The organism is Idiomarina loihiensis L2TR (genome assembly GCF_000008465.1).
Taxonomy (GTDB): domain Bacteria; phylum Pseudomonadota; class Gammaproteobacteria; order Enterobacterales; family Alteromonadaceae; genus Idiomarina; species Idiomarina loihiensis.
Window position 1 is genome coordinate 2399971 of the sequence record NC_006512.1, and the last position, 18261, is coordinate 2418231.

Consider the following 18261-nt stretch of genomic DNA (forward strand, 5'->3'; position numbering starts at 1 on the left):
CCCAAAGATGAATTTCACCGGCTCCAACATTCTTTCTGTAAATCAGTTCAATCGCGACAGCATTGACTACATATTCTCCGTTGCGGACAAGATGCAACCTTACGCCCGACGTAAAACACGCACTCGAGTTCTTGACGGCGCTATCCTTGGTAATCTTTTCTTCGAACCTTCGACTCGTACCCGGGTAAGCTTCGGCACGGCGTTCAACCTGTTAGGGGGCGAAGTCCGCGAAACCACCGGCATGGAAAGCTCGGCCATTGCAAAGGGTGAATCGCTGTACGACACCGCTCGCGTATTAAGCAGCTACAGCGACGTTATTGCCATGCGCCACCCCAAGTCGGGCTCAGTAAAAGAGTTTGCTGAAGGCAGTCGGGTACCGGTCATTAACGGCGGTGACGGCGCAAACGAGCATCCGACTCAGGCATTGCTGGACCTTTACACTATCCAGAAAGAACTGGCGTACCATCAGCAGAGCATTGATAACATGCACATTTGCATGATTGGCGACTTGAAGTACGGACGTACAGTACATTCACTGTCCACTTTACTCTCTATGTACAAGAACATTAAGTTCACTTTAATTTCGCCACGTGAACTTTCTATGCCGGGCTCCGTATTAGATACGCTGGAAAACGCAGGTCACCGTGTCACTGTTACCGAAAAAGTCGACGGTATTGTCGACGCTGATATTGTCTATCAGACTCGAATTCAGCAAGAACGTTTTGCCAGCCCGGAAGACGCTGATCAGTATCGCGGTAAGTTTCGTTTAAATCAGGACATTTACACTAAACACTACAAACCCAATACGGTCATCATGCATCCTTTGCCGCGGGATTCGCGCGCCGAAGCTAATGAATTGGATAACGACTTAAACCAAAACCCCAACCTGGCTATTTTCCGTCAGGCTGACAACGGAGTTCTCATTCGTATGGCTCTGTTTGCATTAACACTTGGGGTCGTTGATCAGGTTGATAAACACCAATGTGATGTCATCTGGTACAGCGAAAAAAGCCAACAGTAAAGAGGTAGTTACGACATGAGTCGCTCAGAAGAACTATACACTAAAGCACAAATCAGTATCCCTGGCGGCGTTAACTCGCCGGTTCGGGCTTTTAACGGCGTTGGTGGCAGCCCCATCTTCTTTGAGAGTGCTGAAGGCGCTTATATGATTGATGCAGACGGCAAACGTTATATCGATTACGTCGGCTCATGGGGCCCAATGATTTTGGGGCATAACCACCCGGCAGTGTTAGAAGCCACCCTGCAGGCCGCCAAGCGAGGCCTGAGCTTCGGCACACCGACGGAAGTTGAAATCACCATGGCGGAGACTATTCGCAAAATAGTCCCTTCTATTGAAAAAGTGCGTATGGTGAATTCCGGTACTGAAGCCACTATGACTGCCATTCGTCTGGCACGCGGCTATACTGGTCGGGATAAAATTCTGAAGTTTGAAGGTAACTACCACGGTCATGCCGACTCCTTGCTGGTTAAAGCTGGTTCAGGTGCTTTGACTCTGGGCGTTCCTAACTCTCCCGGCATTCCGGAAGACTTTGCGAAACATACCTTAACCGCAACTTACAACGATATTGAATCGGTGAAACAGATTTTCGCTGAAATGGGCGACGAGATTGCCTGCATTATTGTTGAGCCGGTAGCCGGTAACATGAACTGTATTCCACCGGTTGACGGTTTTCTGGAAGGCTTACGCAGCATTTGTGACGACCACGGTTCAGTTCTGATTTTTGACGAAGTTATGACCGGTTTCCGTGTAGCTCCGGGCGGCGCTCAGGATCGCTATAAGATTAAACCAGACCTCACGACTTTAGGTAAAGTGATTGGCGGTGGCATGCCGGTTGGTGCCTTTGGCGGCAAAAAGGAAGTGATGGACTACATTGCGCCGGTGGGCCCCGTGTATCAGGCAGGAACCTTATCTGGTAACCCAGTCGCCATGGCAGCAGGCTTGGCAGCGTTACAGCAGTTATCCACCCCAGGGCTTTACGACCAGCTTTACCAACGCGTTGACACACTGCTTGACGGTTTACAGGAGCGTGCTGACCGGGCTGGCGTGCCAATGACAACAAATCGCGCCGGTTCTATGTTTGGTTTCTTTTTTACTGAAGAGCCCGAAGTAACCACTTACGCTCAGGCCACACAGTGTAATATGGAGCACTTTAAGACGTTTTATCACGCCATGTTAGAGCAAGGCGTGTATCTTGCGCCATCGGCCTTTGAAGGCGGCTTTATGTCGGCAGCGCACAGCGAAGAAGACATTCAAAACACTCTGAATGCCGCTGAAAAAGCCTTTGCTAAGTTAGTCTAACATTGCGGCTGTAGCGCCTGGTATTGGCCCGGGCGCTTTTAACCACCAAATAAACGTTCCCACCAGCTTTTCTCGCGGATAGTGCCTTCACAGGTAATATCCTCGGGGAGCCTGATTTCCTCAGCCGGTAATTTCCGACCATTGTTGCAGTCTTCAGGAATTCTCTGTCCCGTTGTCGGGTGAAAATTTTGCATCTGCAGAGGCTCCGGTACATCTAAAGCCATGCTCAACGGCGGTAAGTAGTCATAAAAATCCGCCACAACTTTGAGAGCGCCGCTACTTCCGGTTAAGCCAACCGGCTGGTTATCATCACGACCTAACCAGACCGTAACCACGTGCTCACCATCTACTGCAACAAACCAGCTGTCGCGATAATCATTCGTTGTACCTGTCTTGCCACCAACTACCTGACCGGCTAAAGCACGTTGCAGACGACTTGCGGTACCCTCAGCCACCACTCCCCGTAAACCATAGCGAGTCAGATAAGACACATTTTTATCGAAAACCACATCTGCTTCAGACTTCTGACGCCGATACAGCACTTCGCCCTGATGGGTGGTGATAGACGACACCGCAGCTAAAGGCTGATAACGGCCATCATTCATAAGCGCACTGTACATTCGTGTCACCGCTACGGGAGACAACGATGCTGATCCTAAAGTCAACGATGGATAGGCTTGTAACGGCGTTGTCACACCCAATTCGCGTAAGTAACTCACTAACTGGTCTATACCCACTTCCATGCCCACCCGAACGGCCGGTAAGTTGCGCGACTGAACCAACGCATCATACAACAGCAAACTACCATCAAACTCTTTATCGTAGTTTTGCGGCTTCCATTCTTTTCCCTTTTTATCCGATAAAGTAATGGGTTCATCTGCAACCGGCGTATGCAGACCAATGTCTGAATCCTGCATCGCGGCTGCGTATATAATAGGCTTCATTAATGAGCCTATTGGCCGCAGTGCCAACAACGCCCGGTTATAACCTATAGCCTGACTTAAGCGGCCACCAGCGAGCGCGCTAATAGTGCCGTTGCGGTAATCAGCAACGACCATTGCCCCTTCTAACTTCTCATCTTCGCCGTCAGCCATAAGCTGTTGTGCTAACGAGCGTTGTACTGCATTTTGTGCATCCACCTGCAAATGCGTGAAGATTTTCAGCCCAGTTTCCTGCCAGTCTTCCGGCAGAATAATACGCTTCATTTCCCGACGTACTAAGTCCATATAATGAGGGTACGGGTGCTCAACCAGACGGCGGCTTTCTTTAACGTCAAGCGCCTGTTCAACCGCAGCAACGTAGTTATCTTTACCGAGTAAATCCTGTTCAAACATGACTTTAAGCACTGTGTCCCTGCGGCTACGGGCACGCTCCGGGTAGCGTCTTGGGTCATAATAAGAAGGCCCCTTTATCATCCCCACCATTAAAGCAATTTCGCTTGGGTTCAGCTCCTGTACCTGCTTACCAAAATAAAACTGACTGGCAAGTCCTATACCGTGAATAGCGTTGCTTCCGTCCTGGCCAAAGTACACTTCGTTCAGGTAGGTCTCTAATATGGTGTTTTTATCAAACCGGTAATCGATAACCAGCGACATCATGGCTTCGTGAAACTTACGCCATAACGTCTGGTCTCGGCTCAGGTAGAGGTTTTTGACCAACTGCTGAGTCAGCGTAGAACCGCCCTGAACCGTCCTGCCTGCTTTCAGGTTGGCAGCCAACGCCCTTAGAATTGACCAGGGCGATACCCCCTGATGATGATAAAAATTTCTGTCTTCAACTTTTAATAGGGTTTCAATGAGTAAGTTAGGCACGACTTCCAGCCCAACTAACAAACGGTCTTCTTTACTTAAGGTACTAATGCGGCCTATTAGCTCAGGTTCCAGGCGAAAGCTTTCCAGCTCTCTGCCACTGGGCCAGCTCTTAATAGACTTAATACGGTCGCCGTGAAAGTTGATTTGCACTCTTTGCGCCATTTGCGGACCATCGGAAAAGTCGAAAGGTCGACGATGCACCATGACATTATTTTTACCCACCGAGTAGTAACCCGACTGCTCGGTATTACTATTACGCTGATAACCGACTCGCTCCAGAATGCCGACTAGCCCTTGCAGCCGCATAGGATGATTGTTTCTCAGCGTTACCTCATCCGCGTAAACCAAAGCAGGGGCCTGATAGCGCTTGTTACTAAAATGACGGGATAAACTGGCATCCAGATAAATGGCATAAAGCCCAATAACGGCGATAAGTACCAGCCCTATCTTAAAGCTTGTCCAGAATAGGTATTGAAACCATCGACTTTTTATCACTACTGCTGCCTTTTGGTTTTAAACGTTGCGGTTGCATTCAGAGGGTCTTCGGGCCACGGATGCTTAGGATAGCGACCGCGCATTTCTTTGCGCACGTCGGCGTAAGCATTTTGCCAGAAACTCGCGAGATCATTGGTTCGCTGTAACAAACGCCCGGCCGGCGACAGAAGATCAACGGTCACAACTTGTCGGTTATCGATAATTTTAGGCGACTCAGAGACACCAAACATTTCCTGTAATTTGACCTCAACCCGGGGGGGGTCGTCCAGATAATTTATAAACACTTTACGTTCTGTCGGAGTTTGCCACCATTCAGGACAAGCCGAATTAAGACGTTGCAGTTCTGAGTAGTCGAAAAAATAACACAAGGCCTCGTATGGATCCCACTGCTGCAATTGTTTTAGTGACCGGAAATTCGTCCAATACGGCGCCGTCCAGCGCTCCAGGCTATTAAGTAATCCTGCATCGCTCATGTCGTAGGCGCTCAGCTCTCCGGCTTGTTGCAACCAGTAGACCCGCCGTTGTAGCTGTTTCGCGCGTTGACTCCAGTTGAGTTTATCCAGTCCTTTATCGCGCAACCACAGGCAGAACGCTTCGGCTTTTTGTTCATTGGAAACCTGTCCACTATTAGTAGTCTGGCTGAGTACCAGGGAGCCCAGTTGAGTACGAGTTATTTGTCGCAGTTGTTGCTGCTCACCTACCCATTCAGCTGTTTGCAAGGTCTGCAAAGGAATGCCTGCTTCTTTCAGTAACGCCTGGGCATCGTCCACAGGTAACAGGCAGCGGCTGCGGCCTATCGTGTCTTGCTCATGAAAGGTGACATCAAAAATAATTGCCCAGGCTGGCTGCTTAAGGCGACTGCTGTCGCCACTGACCCGACCACCACAAGCCAGTTGAAAGTCGCAGCGGCTGACATCGTACTTTGCGACTCGGTCGGGGTAACCCTGCAGTAAGGCAACGGCAAGGCCTTCTGCACTGGCTTCTGCGGTTTCTGCAGCTTCTTTCAGCCCAAAATGGTTTAACCAATAGCGCCAGCGTTGTTGCCACAAAGGCGCCTGGTTTCGTTGTTGATAATGCTGCTGGGTGCGTTCAGACAGATCGGCTGTTTTTATGCTAGTTTGCGGCTCTTCCAGTGTAGCCAGAACACGAGCCATAGCGGCTTGCTGCTCGTTCTTCAGCATTTTGGCTGCATCCGCCACCAGTAAAATTCTGGGATCAAAACCGCCGGACTCCAGCTGACGGGCTTTTGCGGTTAACTGCCCCTGCCTTATTAAGCCGGTACTGGCTAAAAAATCGGTCGCCGCGGCACAATGCCCCGGGTCAGGCTGAGAAAACCAGGCCAGTTGGCTCACCTCACTGCCCCAGCGCAACACATCCAGTACCAGTGCTGATAAATCCTGAGTGGCAACGTCCGGAGGCGCATAATCGGCAAAGCCATGCTCGTCGGAGCGCGCCCACAAACGAAAACATTGCCCCGCCTGCTGACGACCCGCACGCCCGGCACGCTGTGTTGCTGAAGCTTTAGCAATACGTTGCGTCGTTAACTGGCTTAATCCGTATTGAGGCAGGTACTGAGCCCGGCGCTCGCGACCACTGTCGACAACCACATCAATACCGTCCAGAGTTAAGCTGGTTTCGGCAATATTAGTTGCCAGAATAATGCGTTTTTCGTCCGATGCTTTTAATACTTGCCGCTGTTGCTGCAAGGGGATACGCCCATGCAGGGGTAAGATGATTGTGCCCGGCGGCATTCGCTGACTCAGTTCAGTCGCAATCTTTTGTATTTCATAAACGCCCGGCAGGAAAACCAGAACACCTTTTTCGGCAGCAGCAAAGGCTTCGACAACCACTTTGGGTAATTCAGCCAGCCATTGAGTAACATGAGATGCTGGGCGATAGTGATACTCAACCGGATAACTGCGGCCTTCGCTGCGCAAAACCTGCACCTGATCACAGTAATTCTCTAGCCAGAGTTTCAGATTTTCTGCGGGCAAGGTGGCCGACATAATCAGCAGGTTTAAATCCGGACGCAATGGCAGGGCATCAATCACCAGCGCCAGACTTAAGTCACTGTGCAAATTGCGCTCGTGGAATTCATCGAAGATCAGCGTGCCAATGCCGCTAAGTTCAGGATCGTCCTGCAGCCATCGAACCAATACACCTTCCGTAATGATAAGTAACTTAGTTGCCTTACTGCGCTTGCTGTCGCCGCGCACCGTATAGCCGACCTGCTCACCCACCGGTTCTCCCAACTGCTTAGCCAAATAATGAGCAATATTCAGCGCAGCAACACGCCGGGGCTGCAGCATGACAATAAGGCCGTCATCGGCAATACCCTGCTGCAACAGAAATAACGGAAGTTGTGTTGATTTGCCGGCACCGGGCGGTGCCTCAATAACGACACGTGCTGCCGGAAAGGCTTTCGCCAGCTCTGGCAGCACGCTCTCAATTGGCAAGGTCATGCCAAATTAATCACCTTGTACGGTTGCGGCTATGGTGCGCACACCGGCGGCGGTAGCGCCTGTCGCCCACATAGAGGTCGCCGATTTTTGGTAAGCGCCAGCTAAATCGAAGTGCAGCCAGCCTTTGCCGCTGTTCGGCGCAAAGCGCAGTAAAAAGCCTGCGGCGTTGCTTGCACCACCGGCACCACCGCCTTTTTGCGGGCGGCTGTTTGCCGTATCAGCAAAAGCTGACGGACAGTTTTCACTATGCCATGGGGCTAAAGGTAAGCGCCACAATAGCTCATTTTCTTTATCCGCATTAGCCAATGCTTTAGTGGCAGCCACTTCATCCACACTAAACAGCGCGTTGTATTCATTACCAACCGCCATTTGCGCGGCGCCGGTCAGCGTTGCCGCATCAATAATCTGTTTCGCACCAAACTCACCCGCTGCCTGTAAGCCATCGGCCAGCACCAGACGACCTTCGGCATCGGTATTAACAACTTCAACCGTCAGGCCGTTTTTATAGCGAATAATGTCGCCTAATTTGTACGCGCGACCATCAATCATGTTTTCGGCACAGCAAAGAATGAGCTTCACGCGCTTGTTCAGACCCCGGCGTATTGCCAGCGACAATGCACCGGATACGGTAGCTGCACCACCCATGTCGCACTTCATAGCGAGCATGCCTTCGCTCGGCTTAATACTGTAACCACCACTGTCGTAGGTAATACCCTTACCTATTAACGCAGTTTCTACTGGCGCATTCTCATCGCCGGTTGGGTTGTAATCTAATACCAATAAGCCTGGTGCGTGCTGACTGGCACGACCTACGGTGTAAATTCCCATCCAGCCAGCATCTTTCAGCGCTTCACCTTTTATAAATTCCGCACTGATGGCGTCTGGCGCCAGAGCCTTAAAGTGTTCGGTTACACGTTGCGCCAAACTTTCAGGGTAAATTTCTTCCGCTGACAAATTGGTCAGTTCACGGCTGAAACGAGTCGCTTCACGCATGGCATCAAGTTCTTTGACTGCAGGCTCGTCAGTTTTATTCCAGATAACCTGATTGGTCGACAAGGTTGAAGTAAAACCTTGTGACAACGCCCACTGACGCTCCAGGTTCCAGTCACTGCCGGCAGCTTCAATGGTTACTGCTCCGGTGTTGTCCAGAGTCCGGCCTGCTTTCTGAATACGCCGCAAGTTTTCAGCTTCATCTTCAACTAAGATGATTTGTGCTTTGTTGTCACCAAAGACTAAGTTTGATTTTGGATTCCAATAACTTGCGGGGGCTTCCTGAGTTAAATAGATTGCGAGTGCGCTGGACATTCTGTACCTCTCCCGATAATTTGCTGTCTGTTTATACTAGAGTTATGAGGTCTCTGATGCAATTTAACAAGCCCCTGCGCCAGGGAGTTTTGCAAAAAAGATACAAACGTTTTCTCGCCGACATTGATTTTGGTGACAACGAAACGACGACAACCCACTGCCCTAATACCGGAGCCATGACCGGGTGTGCAGAGCCTGGCTTTACAGCCTGGTGCAGTGTTTCCGATAATCCCAAACGTAAATACTCACTGACCTGGGAGCTCGCTCAGAATAACAACGGTGAAATGATTGTAGTCAATACACAGCACGCTAACCGCATGGCCGGAGAATTACTACAAACCAACCTTGTACCTGAATTAAGCCAGTGGCAAGAGCTGAAACCAGAGCAACGCTACGGTAAGGAAAAAAGCCGCATCGACTGGTGGGGCGTAGACCAGCATAACCGTGAATGCTTTATTGAAGTAAAAAGCGTCACTTTAGCGGACGCAAGTCAAGGTTACTTTCCCGACGCAGTCAGCCAACGCGCTCACAAACACCTTAATGAACTGATGCAGGTTGTGGCCGATGGTCATCGCGCAGTGCAGCTTTACATGGTAATGCACGACGGTATCGAACGAGTTTCTCCCGCCGCACATATTGACAGCCAGTATGCTGAGCTGTGTAGAAAAGCAGCGTCAGTCGGAGTCGAGTTTTATGCAGTAAAGTGCCGCGCGTCGGCGAAAGAAATAAAACTGGAGAGACCAGTTCCCGTAAGCCTTTAAAACTCAATGCCTTCACAATTTCACCGCAGAAATTTAATCCGAATGACGTTGCCAACCGTAAACCTTTCTGGTATACGTAGCGTCCTTTTTTTAATGTACTGCTTTTTAAGCACTCTTTTATAGAGAATGTAGGAGATCCATGATGCCTCAAGGCAAGGATAAGAAAACCCATGGCATCCTGGCGATGGCCGGCCTGGAGCCGTATCAGGAAAAACAGGGCGAAGAGTACATGAACGATGCGCAACGTTCGCATTTTCGTCGTATTCTGGAAGAATGGCGTCGTCAATTACGTCAGGAAGTTGATCGCACAGTGCATCATATGAAAGACGAAGCAGCGAACTTCCCTGATCCGGTAGACCGCGCTGCGCAGGAAGAAGAATTCAGTATCGAACTGCGTACACGTGACCGTGAGCGTAAGTTGATTAAGAAGATTGAAAAAACCTTACAAAAGATAGAAGAAGATGATTTTGGCTTTTGCGAATCGTGCGGAATTGAAATTGGTATCCGCCGTTTAGAAGCTCGCCCAACAGCTGACCAGTGCGTCGACTGTAAAACGCTGGCCGAGATGAAAGAGAAGCAAATGACCGGAGCCTAAAGGCTCATGTATCGTGGCCGTTTCGCTCCAACGCCTTCAGGGCCTTTGCACCTGGGATCATTAGTAGCTGCCGTTGGTAGCTACTTAGATGCTAAAGCGCATAGAGGTGAGTGGCTGGTTCGCATTGAAGATGTCGATAAACCGCGAGCCGTGCCCGGAGCGGCCGATACTATTTTAACGCAGTTGGAAGCCCATGGTTTAGAATGGGACGGTTCCGTTTTATACCAAAGCCAGCGCGATTCGGTTTACCAGCATCAGCTCAATCAGCTGGAAAACGCTCAACGTCTTTATCAATGCGACTGCAGTCGCCGGGCTATTCGTGCCCGCAGCGATCACTACGATGGCTACTGTCGTAACCGCCAGCCTCGTTCAACCCCTTACGCCCTGCGCTTCATTAATAATAACCCGGTTGATACATTTAATGACCGCGCACACGGCTTATTAGAAGATCACTCAGCCTCAGTCAGTGAAGACTTCGTACTTAAACGTCGCGACGGATTGTATGCTTACCAGCTGGCTGTGGTCGTTGATGATATTGAACAGGGTATTACCGATATTGTGCGTGGCAGCGACTTGATAACTCCAAGCTTCTGGCAGCTGACTTTATGGCAGTATTTCACCGGAAAGCAGCCGAGAATGATGCACTTACCTCTGATAATGAATGACGATGGACTCAAATTGAGTAAGCAAAACCATGCACCGTCAATTGAGTCCAGCCAGGCAAGAAATAACCTTTTCACAGCGCTGGATTATCTGGGTATTAAACCAGAATCAGAGCTGCGACACAGCCCTGTCAGTGAAATATTGCAACAGGCGTTGCAAAGTTGGTGCAAAAAGTGGCATATAGCAGGTCGTTAACGGTACAATATGCAGACAACAACTGATTCTAAATAAAAACAATGGTAAGGGAGAACCACCATTATTAAGCGAATAAAAGCACTGGCAAAGCGCGCCTTTTCCAGTAAAGCGGCAGAGCCTGAATCCAGCCGGTTACCCAAATTACAAGTTATCTCACGGGACAAACATCCAGTATCCCGCAACGATATCAGTAAAAATGCAATAAAGGTTCTTTACCGCCTGCACAACAGTGGTTTTGAAGCCTATCTGGTTGGCGGCTGCATCCGCGATATTCTTCTGGGGCTTGAACCAAAAGATTTTGATGTCACCACTAATGCCACACCAGAGCAAATTAAGTCCCTATTTCGTAACTGTCGCCTAATTGGTCGTCGCTTCCGCCTGGCCCATGTGGTGTTTGGAAAAGAAGTTATTGAAGTTGCGACTTTCCGCGGCCACCACGGTGCCAGCCCGCAGGAAGAAAATAAGAAAAACCGCACGGCAGACCAGGACGAGCACGGTCAGCTGGTTCGCGATAATGTCTATGGCAGCATAGAAGAAGACGCCGAGCGTCGCGACTTTACCGCCAATGCGCTGTATTACAATATCGCTGACTTCGCCATTTACGATTTTGCCAACGGCGTTGATGACATTAACGCTGGCATTTTGCGGATGATTGGTGACCCGGAAGTGCGCTACCGTGAAGATCCGGTACGCATGCTTCGCGCCGTTCGCTTTGCCACAAAACTGAATATGCAAATGGATAACTCGGTCAGCGGCCCGTTAAAAGAACTTGCGCCGTTACTGATAAACATTCCACCGGCGCGTTTGTTTGACGAATTCCTGAAAATGTTTATGTCGGGTAAAGCAGAAGCTAACTTCCTGATGATGAAAGATTTCGGACTGTTTCAGCAGTTATTCCCAATGCTGAAAGATTACGTCGCTGACGAACAAAGCCCGGCCTACCAAATGATGCTGAAAGCCTTTAAAGACACCGACAGACGCATTGCAGAAGAGCAGCGTGTTACTCCGGCCTATTTAATTGCCGTGTTGTTGTGGTGGCCATTACAGGCTCGGCGCGAACAACTTGAGAACGAAGGTGGCCTGCCACCTATGGACGCATTAAACGTTGCCGCCGCTGATGTTATTCACAGACAGTCGCAACGCGTTTCATTACCCAAACGGTTCAGTCTGCCAGCCAGAGATATCTGGCAGTTACAGCGTCGTTTGAATATCACTAAAGGCGTACGCGCTCAAAAAGTGCTTGAGCATAAACGGTTCCGTGCGGCCTACGACTTTTTATTGTTACGCTCTTATGCGGAAAATAGCGATAAAAAATTAGCCGGGCTGGCAGAGCACTGGAGTAAAGCGCAGGACAACCCGGCGCAATTAAAGTCCTCAAAGCCGGAAGCGGGATCAGGCCGACGCAAACCGCGCCGTCGTCGTGGTCCACGCCGTAAGCCTCAGGAAAATAAAGGTAATGACGCAACATAAAGCCTTTATTGCGCTGGGTAGTAACCTGGGTAAGCCGATGGACAATATTCTGTCGGCTTTAAAGGCGCTGAATAATGATTCTCGCTGGCAACTATTAGCTTATTCCTCTCTTTACGGTAGCAAACCTATGGGCCCGCAAGACCAGCCCGATTACGTTAATGCAGTTTGTTCCGTAAGCACTAGCTTACCGGCGGCCGAGCTTTTGCAAGCCTTACACGATATAGAAGATGCTTTTGGTCGTAAACGAGTCAGGCATTGGGGCGAGCGCACGCTGGACCTGGACCTGCTGCTGTTTGATGAGCAGCAACATCAATCGGACTCTCTCAGGGTTCCTCACCCGGGGTTATATGAACGCAGCTTTGTACTTTATCCTTTGGTCGAAATAGCCGCCGACAAACTTTTGCCTAATGGCAATACCGCAAAACAACAAACAGAGACTCTTACCGAAGAGGGTCTGGACGTGCTAATCTGTCGGTCTGATATAACCATCTAAAACTGCTGAAGGTGCGTCATGGCAACAACCAAAACCAGCATTGCAACGTTACAAAAAATGAAACGGGAAGGAACCAAAATCAGTTCCCTCACCGCCTATGATTCAAGTTTTGCTAAACTCATGACCGAGCAAGGCGTCGACTTTATTCTGGTGGGCGATTCACTGGGTAATGTTGTGCAGGGACGCGACTCAACTGTACCGGTAACTGTCGATGATATGATTTACCACACTCAGTGTGTGCGTCGAGGTGCCAGCAATGCCTTTGTTATAGCAGACATGCCATTTATGACTTACAGCACACCCGAGCAAGCCTATGATGTGGCGGCAGCTTTAATGCAGGCAGGTGCCAACATGGTCAAACTGGAAGGTGGTCACTGGCTGGTTGAAACCATTGAAGGCTTGAAAACCCGGGGCATTCCGGTGTGCGCTCACCTTGGTTTACTGCCGCAATCGGTTAATGTTCTTGGTGGTTATAAAGTACAGGGCAAAGAGCAGCAACAGGCCGACGACACACTGAACCAGGCTTTGGCTCTCGAACAGGCCGGCGCGCAATTACTTGTTCTGGAATGCGTACCCGCGTCTCTGGGTAAACGTATTACCGAGCAGCTATCTATTCCTACTATTGGTATTGGCGCAGGTGCAGACACCGACGGACAAATTTTGGTTATGCACGATATGCTCGGCATGAACAGTGACTATCTGCCTAAATTTGCCAAAGACTTTTTGGCTCAGGGCGGCTCGCTTGCTGATGCATTCCGTTTATATTCGGAACAGGTGCGCTCAGGCGAGTTCCCGACAGCAGAGCATAGCTACAAATGAGAATTTTAAAATCACTTGCTGAGCTTCGCAGATGGCGTCAACAGCAGTCTGAAGTAGCTTTAGTACCGACTATGGGCAACCTGCACGATGGTCACCTGCAGCTGGTTAAAACAGCGTTAGAACGATGCGACAACGTGGTTGTCAGTATTTTTGTCAACCCGATGCAATTCGGTGCAAACGAGGATCTCGACAGTTACCCACGCACGCTGGAGGCCGACTGCCAGGCGCTGGACGCTTTAGGTGTTTCTGCGGTATTTACGCCTCAGGTAAATGATGTCTACCCGCGCGGTCTCGACAAACAGACTCGTATTGAAGTGCCCGGCATCAGTGACATTCTTTGCGGAGCCAGTCGCCCGGGGCATTTCACCGGCGTCGCAACTATTGTTTGTAAACTATTTAATATGGTGCAGCCACAGCTGGCTGTATTTGGCGAAAAAGATTATCAACAGCTTCAGGTTATTCGCTTAATGGTACAAGACCTAAGCCTGCCAGTAGAGGTTCTGGGAACAGCCACACAGCGTGAAACCAGTGGTCTTGCCATGAGCTCGCGTAACGGTTACTTATCCACAGAGCAAAAGCATCAAGCGGCGGAGCTTTATAAAACTCTGGAAGAAACCAAAGCTAAACTGAGTGTAAACACTGACTTTGGTGAGCTGGAAGCTGCAGCAAAAGAAAAGCTGACCCAGGCGGGGTTTGTGCCGGATTATTTCAGTATTCGTAACGCAGCAGATTTGCAGGAAGCGACGCCTGAAGACCACGAATGGGTCATTCTGGCAGCCGCTTTTATGGGCAAAACACGCTTAATTGATAACTTACGAGTTACCAACGCAGCGGCTAAATAAGCATACCCAGTTCGCGCATTTCAGTATGCAGAGCGCCACGCAAACTGGTGGCTTTTGCCGCAATTTTACGCTGTTCGCATAAAACTTCCTGCAGCATCTCATTGGTTGTTAATGGGTTTGCCAACACCACGCGGAAAACCACCGTTGGTTCATGATGATATTGAGCCGGTGTTAACTTAGTCCGGGATACAAATGACTGTCCCGTCTCCCGCTGACGCTTCTGAATATATCGCGTCAGTGCGTTTAAGTGCGGCGTCAAGCGCGCCAGCTGCTCTGGCGTCGCTTTATCCAACACCGTTTTTACTTTGATTGGTACAAAACGATAGGTCAGAATACAAAGTTCAGGCTCAGTAATGACTTCAAAGTCATCCTGCTCAGAAATCAGCTTAGAGAAATAACGTGCTTTATCAATACTGTTATTAATCAGCAGCTCGTAACCACGGCGACCGATAACATGCATGGCCGAAAACACCATCATAGCCATGCCCGCGCGTGAGCCTTCCATGGTATGCGAACCTAAATCTTTCGAGCCCTGACGAATAATATACTCGGCATGGTACTCTATGGACTTAACCAATGCCGGATTCTTAAATAACACCAGCCCAGCGCCCATAGGGACATACATTTGCTTATGCGCATCAATAGTGACACTGTCGGCTCTCTCGATACCGGCCAGTAACGGACGATGCTGTTCAGACAATAACGTCGCACCACCCCACGCGGCGTCTACATGAAAGTGAGCATCCACTTCTTCTGCAACAGTCGCCATTTCGTCGAGCGGATCAATGTGGCCGGTTTCTGTTGTACCAGCGACACCAACCAGCGCAAGCACCTTACCGCCCTCTTTTGCAATTTTTTCGCAGGTTTTTCGTAATTCATCAATACGAATACGGTTATCGCTGTCTGTTGCCACCGACACTAAATTTCGGCGACCAATACCAAGTACATCCGCAGCTTTACTTAATGAATAGTGCCCACGCTCGGACACCACTACAGTTAACTTTGAGTAGCCATAATGCTGAAGACCTGCGGCCAGTCCATCGGCTGAAATGCCCGCGAAATCACCATCTGCCTGTAACAACCGGTTGCGCGCTACCCACAGAGCCGTCATGTTGGCTATGGTTCCGCCCGAGCAAAAAGCTCCCAGCGAGTGCTGAGCGCTGTGCATCCAGCGATTATAAAACGGCGCGTCCTGCTGATACACCAGATGATGCATCATGCCAATAACGTTACGCTCCAGCGGCGTAAAGGCTTTAGAGGTCTCAATTTTAACCAGATTCTGATTCAGCCCCACCATAAGCTTAGCTAAAGGCAGCAGGAAATACGGCAAGGCTGATGTCATATGGCCGATAAAACGCGGCGACGCCGTATGCACCGAATGAGCGACCAGCTTATCCAACAGAAATTCAGTATGGTCGGAAACAAAAGCGGGTTCTTCTGGTATCTGCGACTTATCGAAGTCACGCTCAATTTCCTGCAGCGGCTTTTCGCGGGCAACAATATGTTCCCCCAGAAAACCCATCAGGTTTTCTGAGAGATGCTTTTCGATTTTACCCAGCGTTGAATCAGGAGCCTCGGGTATCGTAAATATGCGATACAGCGATTCCTGATTTACTTCCGCTATGTCTGTTTTAGGGCTCAATCAAGACTCCTTAGATAAATTCGCGTGCAGTTGCCATAAAGCCTGACCGCTGTTCTTATATTTGCGTTCAAAAGGCGTTATTGGCTCAGCGTCATCGGACAACAGTGAGATATCGGCATAATATCCGCTCACCTTAAGTGCCTGCGCCACCTCTAACAAGTATAGGCTCCAATTAGAACGCATATGCAATTCACCGCCAAGCGCAACCACATCTTTCCATACCGGACTACCATGCCAGCGGCGGGCTAAATGAGCCGATTTAGGCCAGGGGTTTGGGTAAAAAATGCAGTGCTGCCGGGGCCGCCATCCGGCTCTGTTCGCCAACCGCCAGAAATCATTCAGGTCGGCTCTTACCACCCAGTACCGCTGACCATTCTCGCTGGTCTGATAATGGCTGTGACGGTCCACCCGATGCGCCGACTTATCAACGCCGATAACCATAGCATCGGAATGAATTTCTGCCAGTTTTGCAGTACTTTCACCCACGCCGCAGCAGGAATCTAGAATAATCGGCCCACCCCAGCTTTCAACCTGCGCGTTGATTTCGTCAAACGCCTGCTGGTTGTGCTCCTGAATAGGTTTCAAAAACTCACTTTCTAAATGGCGACGGACTGCTGCTTCAGTGTCTTCATGCGGTCCATTCTGGTTAGTTGTAACCGGTCTTGCCTGCTGCATCAGGAGCGGATTCCTATGCCTTTATCGAGAATATAGTAAGCCGCCGCAAAGAACAGCACATTGAAGCCCACCAGAACCGCTATGGCAAGACCTATACTCACGTCTGACTGGCCTAAGAAACCATAACGAAAGCCATTAACCATGTACAATACCGGGTTTGCCATAGATACTTTCTGCCAGAATTCCGGCAACAGACTGACCGAGTAAAACACACCGCCTAAGTAGGTTAGCGGCGTCAGTACGAATGTCGGTACGATAGAAATATCGTCAAAGGTTTTGCCGTAAACGGCATTAATTAACCCGCCCAGACAGAAAAGTGTGGAGGTTAAAATGACGGTTAATATGACATAACCAATATGAGCAATTTGGATGTCTTCTACAAAGAAAAAAGACACACAAGTGACAATAACCGCGACGATCAACGCTCTGGCCATACCGCCACCGACATAACCGGCAATAATAACTGCGGTAGGAACAGGGGACACCAGCATCTCTTCGATATTGCGCTGAAACTTAGCACTAAAAAAAGACGACGCGACATTAGAATAGGAGTTAGTAATAACGGACATCATAATAAGGCCCGGAACAATGAACTCCATGTAGCCGACGCCACTCATTTCACCAATTCGTTCGCCCACAATGCTACCGAAAATGACGAAGTACAGCGTCATGGTAATAGCCGGCGGCACCAGAGTTTGTATCCAAATACGAAGAAAGCGGGTGCACTCTTTTATCCAGATGGTTTTTAACGCAATAAAATTAGCTGCGGAATGGCTCATTTGGCTTCCTCCTGCTGACGCCCCTGCTCGACCATAGACACAAACAATTCCTCTAAACGGTTGGCTTTATTACGCATTGACAATACTTTTACTTTTTGGGCAGAAAGCTGCTCGAACACGGCGTTCAGCCCGGCATTTTTATCAACTTCCACTTCCAGTGTCTGCTCATCTGTCCAACGGTGATTAAAGTTCTCTATTTCTGCGCCGTTATGGCCCGGCTCTAAATCTAAGACAAAGGTTTCCCGGCTTAGCTGCGCCAGCAAGCGCTTCATTGACGTGTTTTCAATAATCCGGCCACTATCAATAATACCGATGTTACGGCACAGCGTTTCGGCCTCTTCCAGATAGTGGGTGGTCAGAATAATGGTAATACCCTGCTGGTTAATCTTGGTCAGGTAGTCCCACATAGAGCGGCGCAATTCGATATCAACGCCTGCCGTTGGCTCATCCAGAATCAGTAATTTAGGTTCATGAAGTAATGCGCGGGCTATCATCAAGCGGCGTTTCATGCCTCCAGACAAAGAGCGTGCCGGTTCATTGCGCTTATCCCATAACCCCAACTGTTTCAGGTATTTTTCAGAACGTTCCTTAGCCAGCGAGCGAGGAACACCATAGTAACCCGCCTGATTCACGACAATTTGCTGAACCGTTTCAAACTGATTGAAGTTAAATTCCTGCGGCACCAAACCAATCTGGCGTTTTAAATCGGTGAGCTGCGTGTCTAAGTCGTAACCAAATACCTTCACCTGACCTGAAGTTTTATTTACCAGCGATGAAATAATTCCGATGGTGGTCGACTTCCCGGCTCCATTAGGGCCAAGCAGTGCATAGAAATCACCTTCTTCAACCTCTAAATCAATACCTTTTAAGGCTTCAAAACCACCACGGTATGTTTTGCGTAAGCCTGTAATTTCTAAAGCTTTCATAGACCTCT

Annotated in this window: 16 protein-coding genes; 9 read left to right on the plus strand and 7 right to left on the minus strand. The window is 49.5% G+C overall.

What is annotated here, in order from left to right:
- The first annotated feature begins 7 nt into the window (after positions 1–7).
- Together IL_RS11510 and hemL are read left to right on the plus strand one after the other, a co-directional pair.
- Complete coding sequence (locus tag IL_RS11510; protein WP_011235471.1) at positions 8–1021, plus strand: aspartate carbamoyltransferase; 1014 nt, start codon at positions 8–10, stop codon at positions 1019–1021.
- 15 nt (positions 1022–1036) lie between these two features.
- The gene (hemL, locus tag IL_RS11515; RefSeq protein ID WP_011235472.1) at positions 1037–2320 is read left to right on the plus strand and encodes a glutamate-1-semialdehyde 2,1-aminomutase; all 1284 of its coding nucleotides are present in this window, start codon (positions 1037–1039) and stop codon (positions 2318–2320) included.
- Between the two features lie 38 nt (positions 2321–2358).
- On the opposite strand, the gene mrcB is transcribed toward hemL, so the two are convergent.
- Genes mrcB through pepB form a run of 3 tightly spaced genes read right to left on the minus strand, consistent with a single transcriptional unit; the run spans position 2359 to position 8393 of the window.
- Positions 2359–4626: a penicillin-binding protein 1B gene (gene mrcB, locus IL_RS11520; RefSeq protein ID WP_011235473.1), complete on the minus strand. Its 2268-nt coding sequence runs from the start codon at positions 4624–4626 to the stop codon at positions 2359–2361.
- Complete coding sequence (gene hrpB / locus IL_RS11525) at positions 4626–7088, minus strand: ATP-dependent helicase HrpB (RefSeq protein ID WP_011235474.1); 2463 nt, start codon at positions 7086–7088, stop codon at positions 4626–4628. Before hrpB ends, mrcB begins: the two co-directional genes overlap by 1 nt.
- 6 nt (positions 7089–7094) lie before the next feature.
- Positions 7095–8393, minus strand: coding sequence for an aminopeptidase PepB (pepB, locus tag IL_RS11530; protein ID WP_011235475.1), 1299 nt, complete (start codon positions 8391–8393; stop codon positions 7095–7097).
- 56 nt (positions 8394–8449) lie between these two features.
- Between pepB and sfsA the strand changes: the two genes are divergently transcribed.
- The 7 genes from sfsA to panC all read left to right on the plus strand — a co-directional run bounded on the left by sfsA (position 8450) and on the right by panC (position 14231).
- Positions 8450–9154, plus strand: coding sequence for a DNA/RNA nuclease SfsA (sfsA, locus tag IL_RS11535; RefSeq protein WP_011235476.1), 705 nt, complete (start codon positions 8450–8452; stop codon positions 9152–9154).
- Between the two features lie 142 nt (positions 9155–9296).
- The gene (dksA, locus tag IL_RS11540) at positions 9297–9749 is read left to right on the plus strand and encodes an RNA polymerase-binding protein DksA (protein WP_011235477.1); all 453 of its coding nucleotides are present in this window, start codon (positions 9297–9299) and stop codon (positions 9747–9749) included.
- Positions 9750–9755: 6 nt separating this feature from the next.
- Complete coding sequence (gene gluQRS, locus IL_RS11545; protein WP_011235478.1) at positions 9756–10607, plus strand: tRNA glutamyl-Q(34) synthetase GluQRS; 852 nt, start codon at positions 9756–9758, stop codon at positions 10605–10607.
- A 150-nt stretch (positions 10608–10757) separates the two neighbouring features.
- A complete protein-coding gene (gene pcnB, locus IL_RS11550) occupies positions 10758–12077 on the plus strand; it encodes a polynucleotide adenylyltransferase PcnB (protein ID WP_041291761.1) in 1320 nt (439 codons plus the stop codon).
- Positions 12064–12570 carry a 2-amino-4-hydroxy-6-hydroxymethyldihydropteridine diphosphokinase gene (gene folK, locus IL_RS11555; RefSeq protein ID WP_011235480.1) on the plus strand — a complete coding sequence of 169 codons (507 nt, stop codon included), beginning with the start codon at positions 12064–12066 and terminating at the stop codon, positions 12568–12570. Before pcnB ends, folK begins: the two co-directional genes overlap by 14 nt.
- An 18-nt stretch (positions 12571–12588) precedes the next feature.
- A complete protein-coding gene (gene panB / locus IL_RS11560; RefSeq protein ID WP_011235481.1) occupies positions 12589–13389 on the plus strand; it encodes a 3-methyl-2-oxobutanoate hydroxymethyltransferase in 801 nt (266 codons plus the stop codon).
- A complete protein-coding gene (gene panC / locus IL_RS11565; protein ID WP_011235482.1) occupies positions 13386–14231 on the plus strand; it encodes a pantoate--beta-alanine ligase in 846 nt (281 codons plus the stop codon). Before panB ends, panC begins: the two co-directional genes overlap by 4 nt.
- Here panC and panP read toward each other — a convergent pair.
- The 4 genes from panP to IL_RS11585 are packed head-to-tail and all read right to left on the minus strand — an operon-like array spanning position 14224 to position 18253.
- On the minus strand, positions 14224–15873 hold the full coding sequence (gene panP / locus IL_RS11570) for a pyridoxal-dependent aspartate 1-decarboxylase PanP (protein ID WP_011235483.1): 1650 nt from the start codon (positions 15871–15873) through the stop codon (positions 14224–14226). The genes panC and panP overlap by 8 nt on opposite strands.
- On the minus strand, positions 15874–16548 hold the full coding sequence (gene trmB, locus IL_RS11575; protein WP_011235484.1) for a tRNA (guanine(46)-N(7))-methyltransferase TrmB: 675 nt from the start codon (positions 16546–16548) through the stop codon (positions 15874–15876). It lies immediately after the preceding gene.
- Positions 16548–17327, minus strand: a complete 780-nt coding sequence (locus tag IL_RS11580; RefSeq protein WP_011235485.1) for an ABC transporter permease — start codon at positions 17325–17327, stop codon at positions 16548–16550. Before IL_RS11580 ends, trmB begins: the two co-directional genes overlap by 1 nt.
- Positions 17324–18253 carry an ABC transporter ATP-binding protein gene (locus IL_RS11585; RefSeq protein ID WP_011235486.1) on the minus strand — a complete coding sequence of 310 codons (930 nt, stop codon included), beginning with the start codon at positions 18251–18253 and terminating at the stop codon, positions 17324–17326. Before IL_RS11585 ends, IL_RS11580 begins: the two co-directional genes overlap by 4 nt.
- Between the last annotated feature and the right edge of the window lie 8 nt (positions 18254–18261).

Bases quoted from the DNA above. Each gene is read 5' to 3' on its own strand.
- IL_RS11510 (WP_011235471.1), top strand. From the start codon at position 8: ATGAATTTCACCGGCTCCAACATTCTTTCTGTAAATCAGTTCAATCGC.
- hemL (WP_011235472.1), top strand. From the start codon at position 1,037: ATGAGTCGCTCAGAAGAACTATACACTAAAGCACAAATCAGTATCCCT.
- hrpB (WP_011235474.1), bottom strand. From the start codon at position 7,088: ATGACCTTGCCAATTGAGAGCGTGCTGCCAGAGCTGGCGAAAGCCTTT.
- pepB (WP_011235475.1), bottom strand. From the start codon at position 8,393: ATGTCCAGCGCACTCGCAATCTATTTAACTCAGGAAGCCCCCGCAAGT.
- sfsA (WP_011235476.1), top strand. From the start codon at position 8,450: ATGCAATTTAACAAGCCCCTGCGCCAGGGAGTTTTGCAAAAAAGATAC.
- dksA (WP_011235477.1), top strand. From the start codon at position 9,297: ATGCCTCAAGGCAAGGATAAGAAAACCCATGGCATCCTGGCGATGGCC.
- gluQRS (WP_011235478.1), top strand. From the start codon at position 9,756: ATGTATCGTGGCCGTTTCGCTCCAACGCCTTCAGGGCCTTTGCACCTG.
- folK (WP_011235480.1), top strand. From the start codon at position 12,064: ATGACGCAACATAAAGCCTTTATTGCGCTGGGTAGTAACCTGGGTAAG.
- panB (WP_011235481.1), top strand. From the start codon at position 12,589: ATGGCAACAACCAAAACCAGCATTGCAACGTTACAAAAAATGAAACGG.
- panC (WP_011235482.1), top strand. From the start codon at position 13,386: ATGAGAATTTTAAAATCACTTGCTGAGCTTCGCAGATGGCGTCAACAG.
- trmB (WP_011235484.1), bottom strand. From the start codon at position 16,548: ATGCAGCAGGCAAGACCGGTTACAACTAACCAGAATGGACCGCATGAA.
- IL_RS11580 (WP_011235485.1), bottom strand. From the start codon at position 17,327: ATGAGCCATTCCGCAGCTAATTTTATTGCGTTAAAAACCATCTGGATA.
- IL_RS11585 (WP_011235486.1), bottom strand. From the start codon at position 18,253: ATGAAAGCTTTAGAAATTACAGGCTTACGCAAAACATACCGTGGTGGT.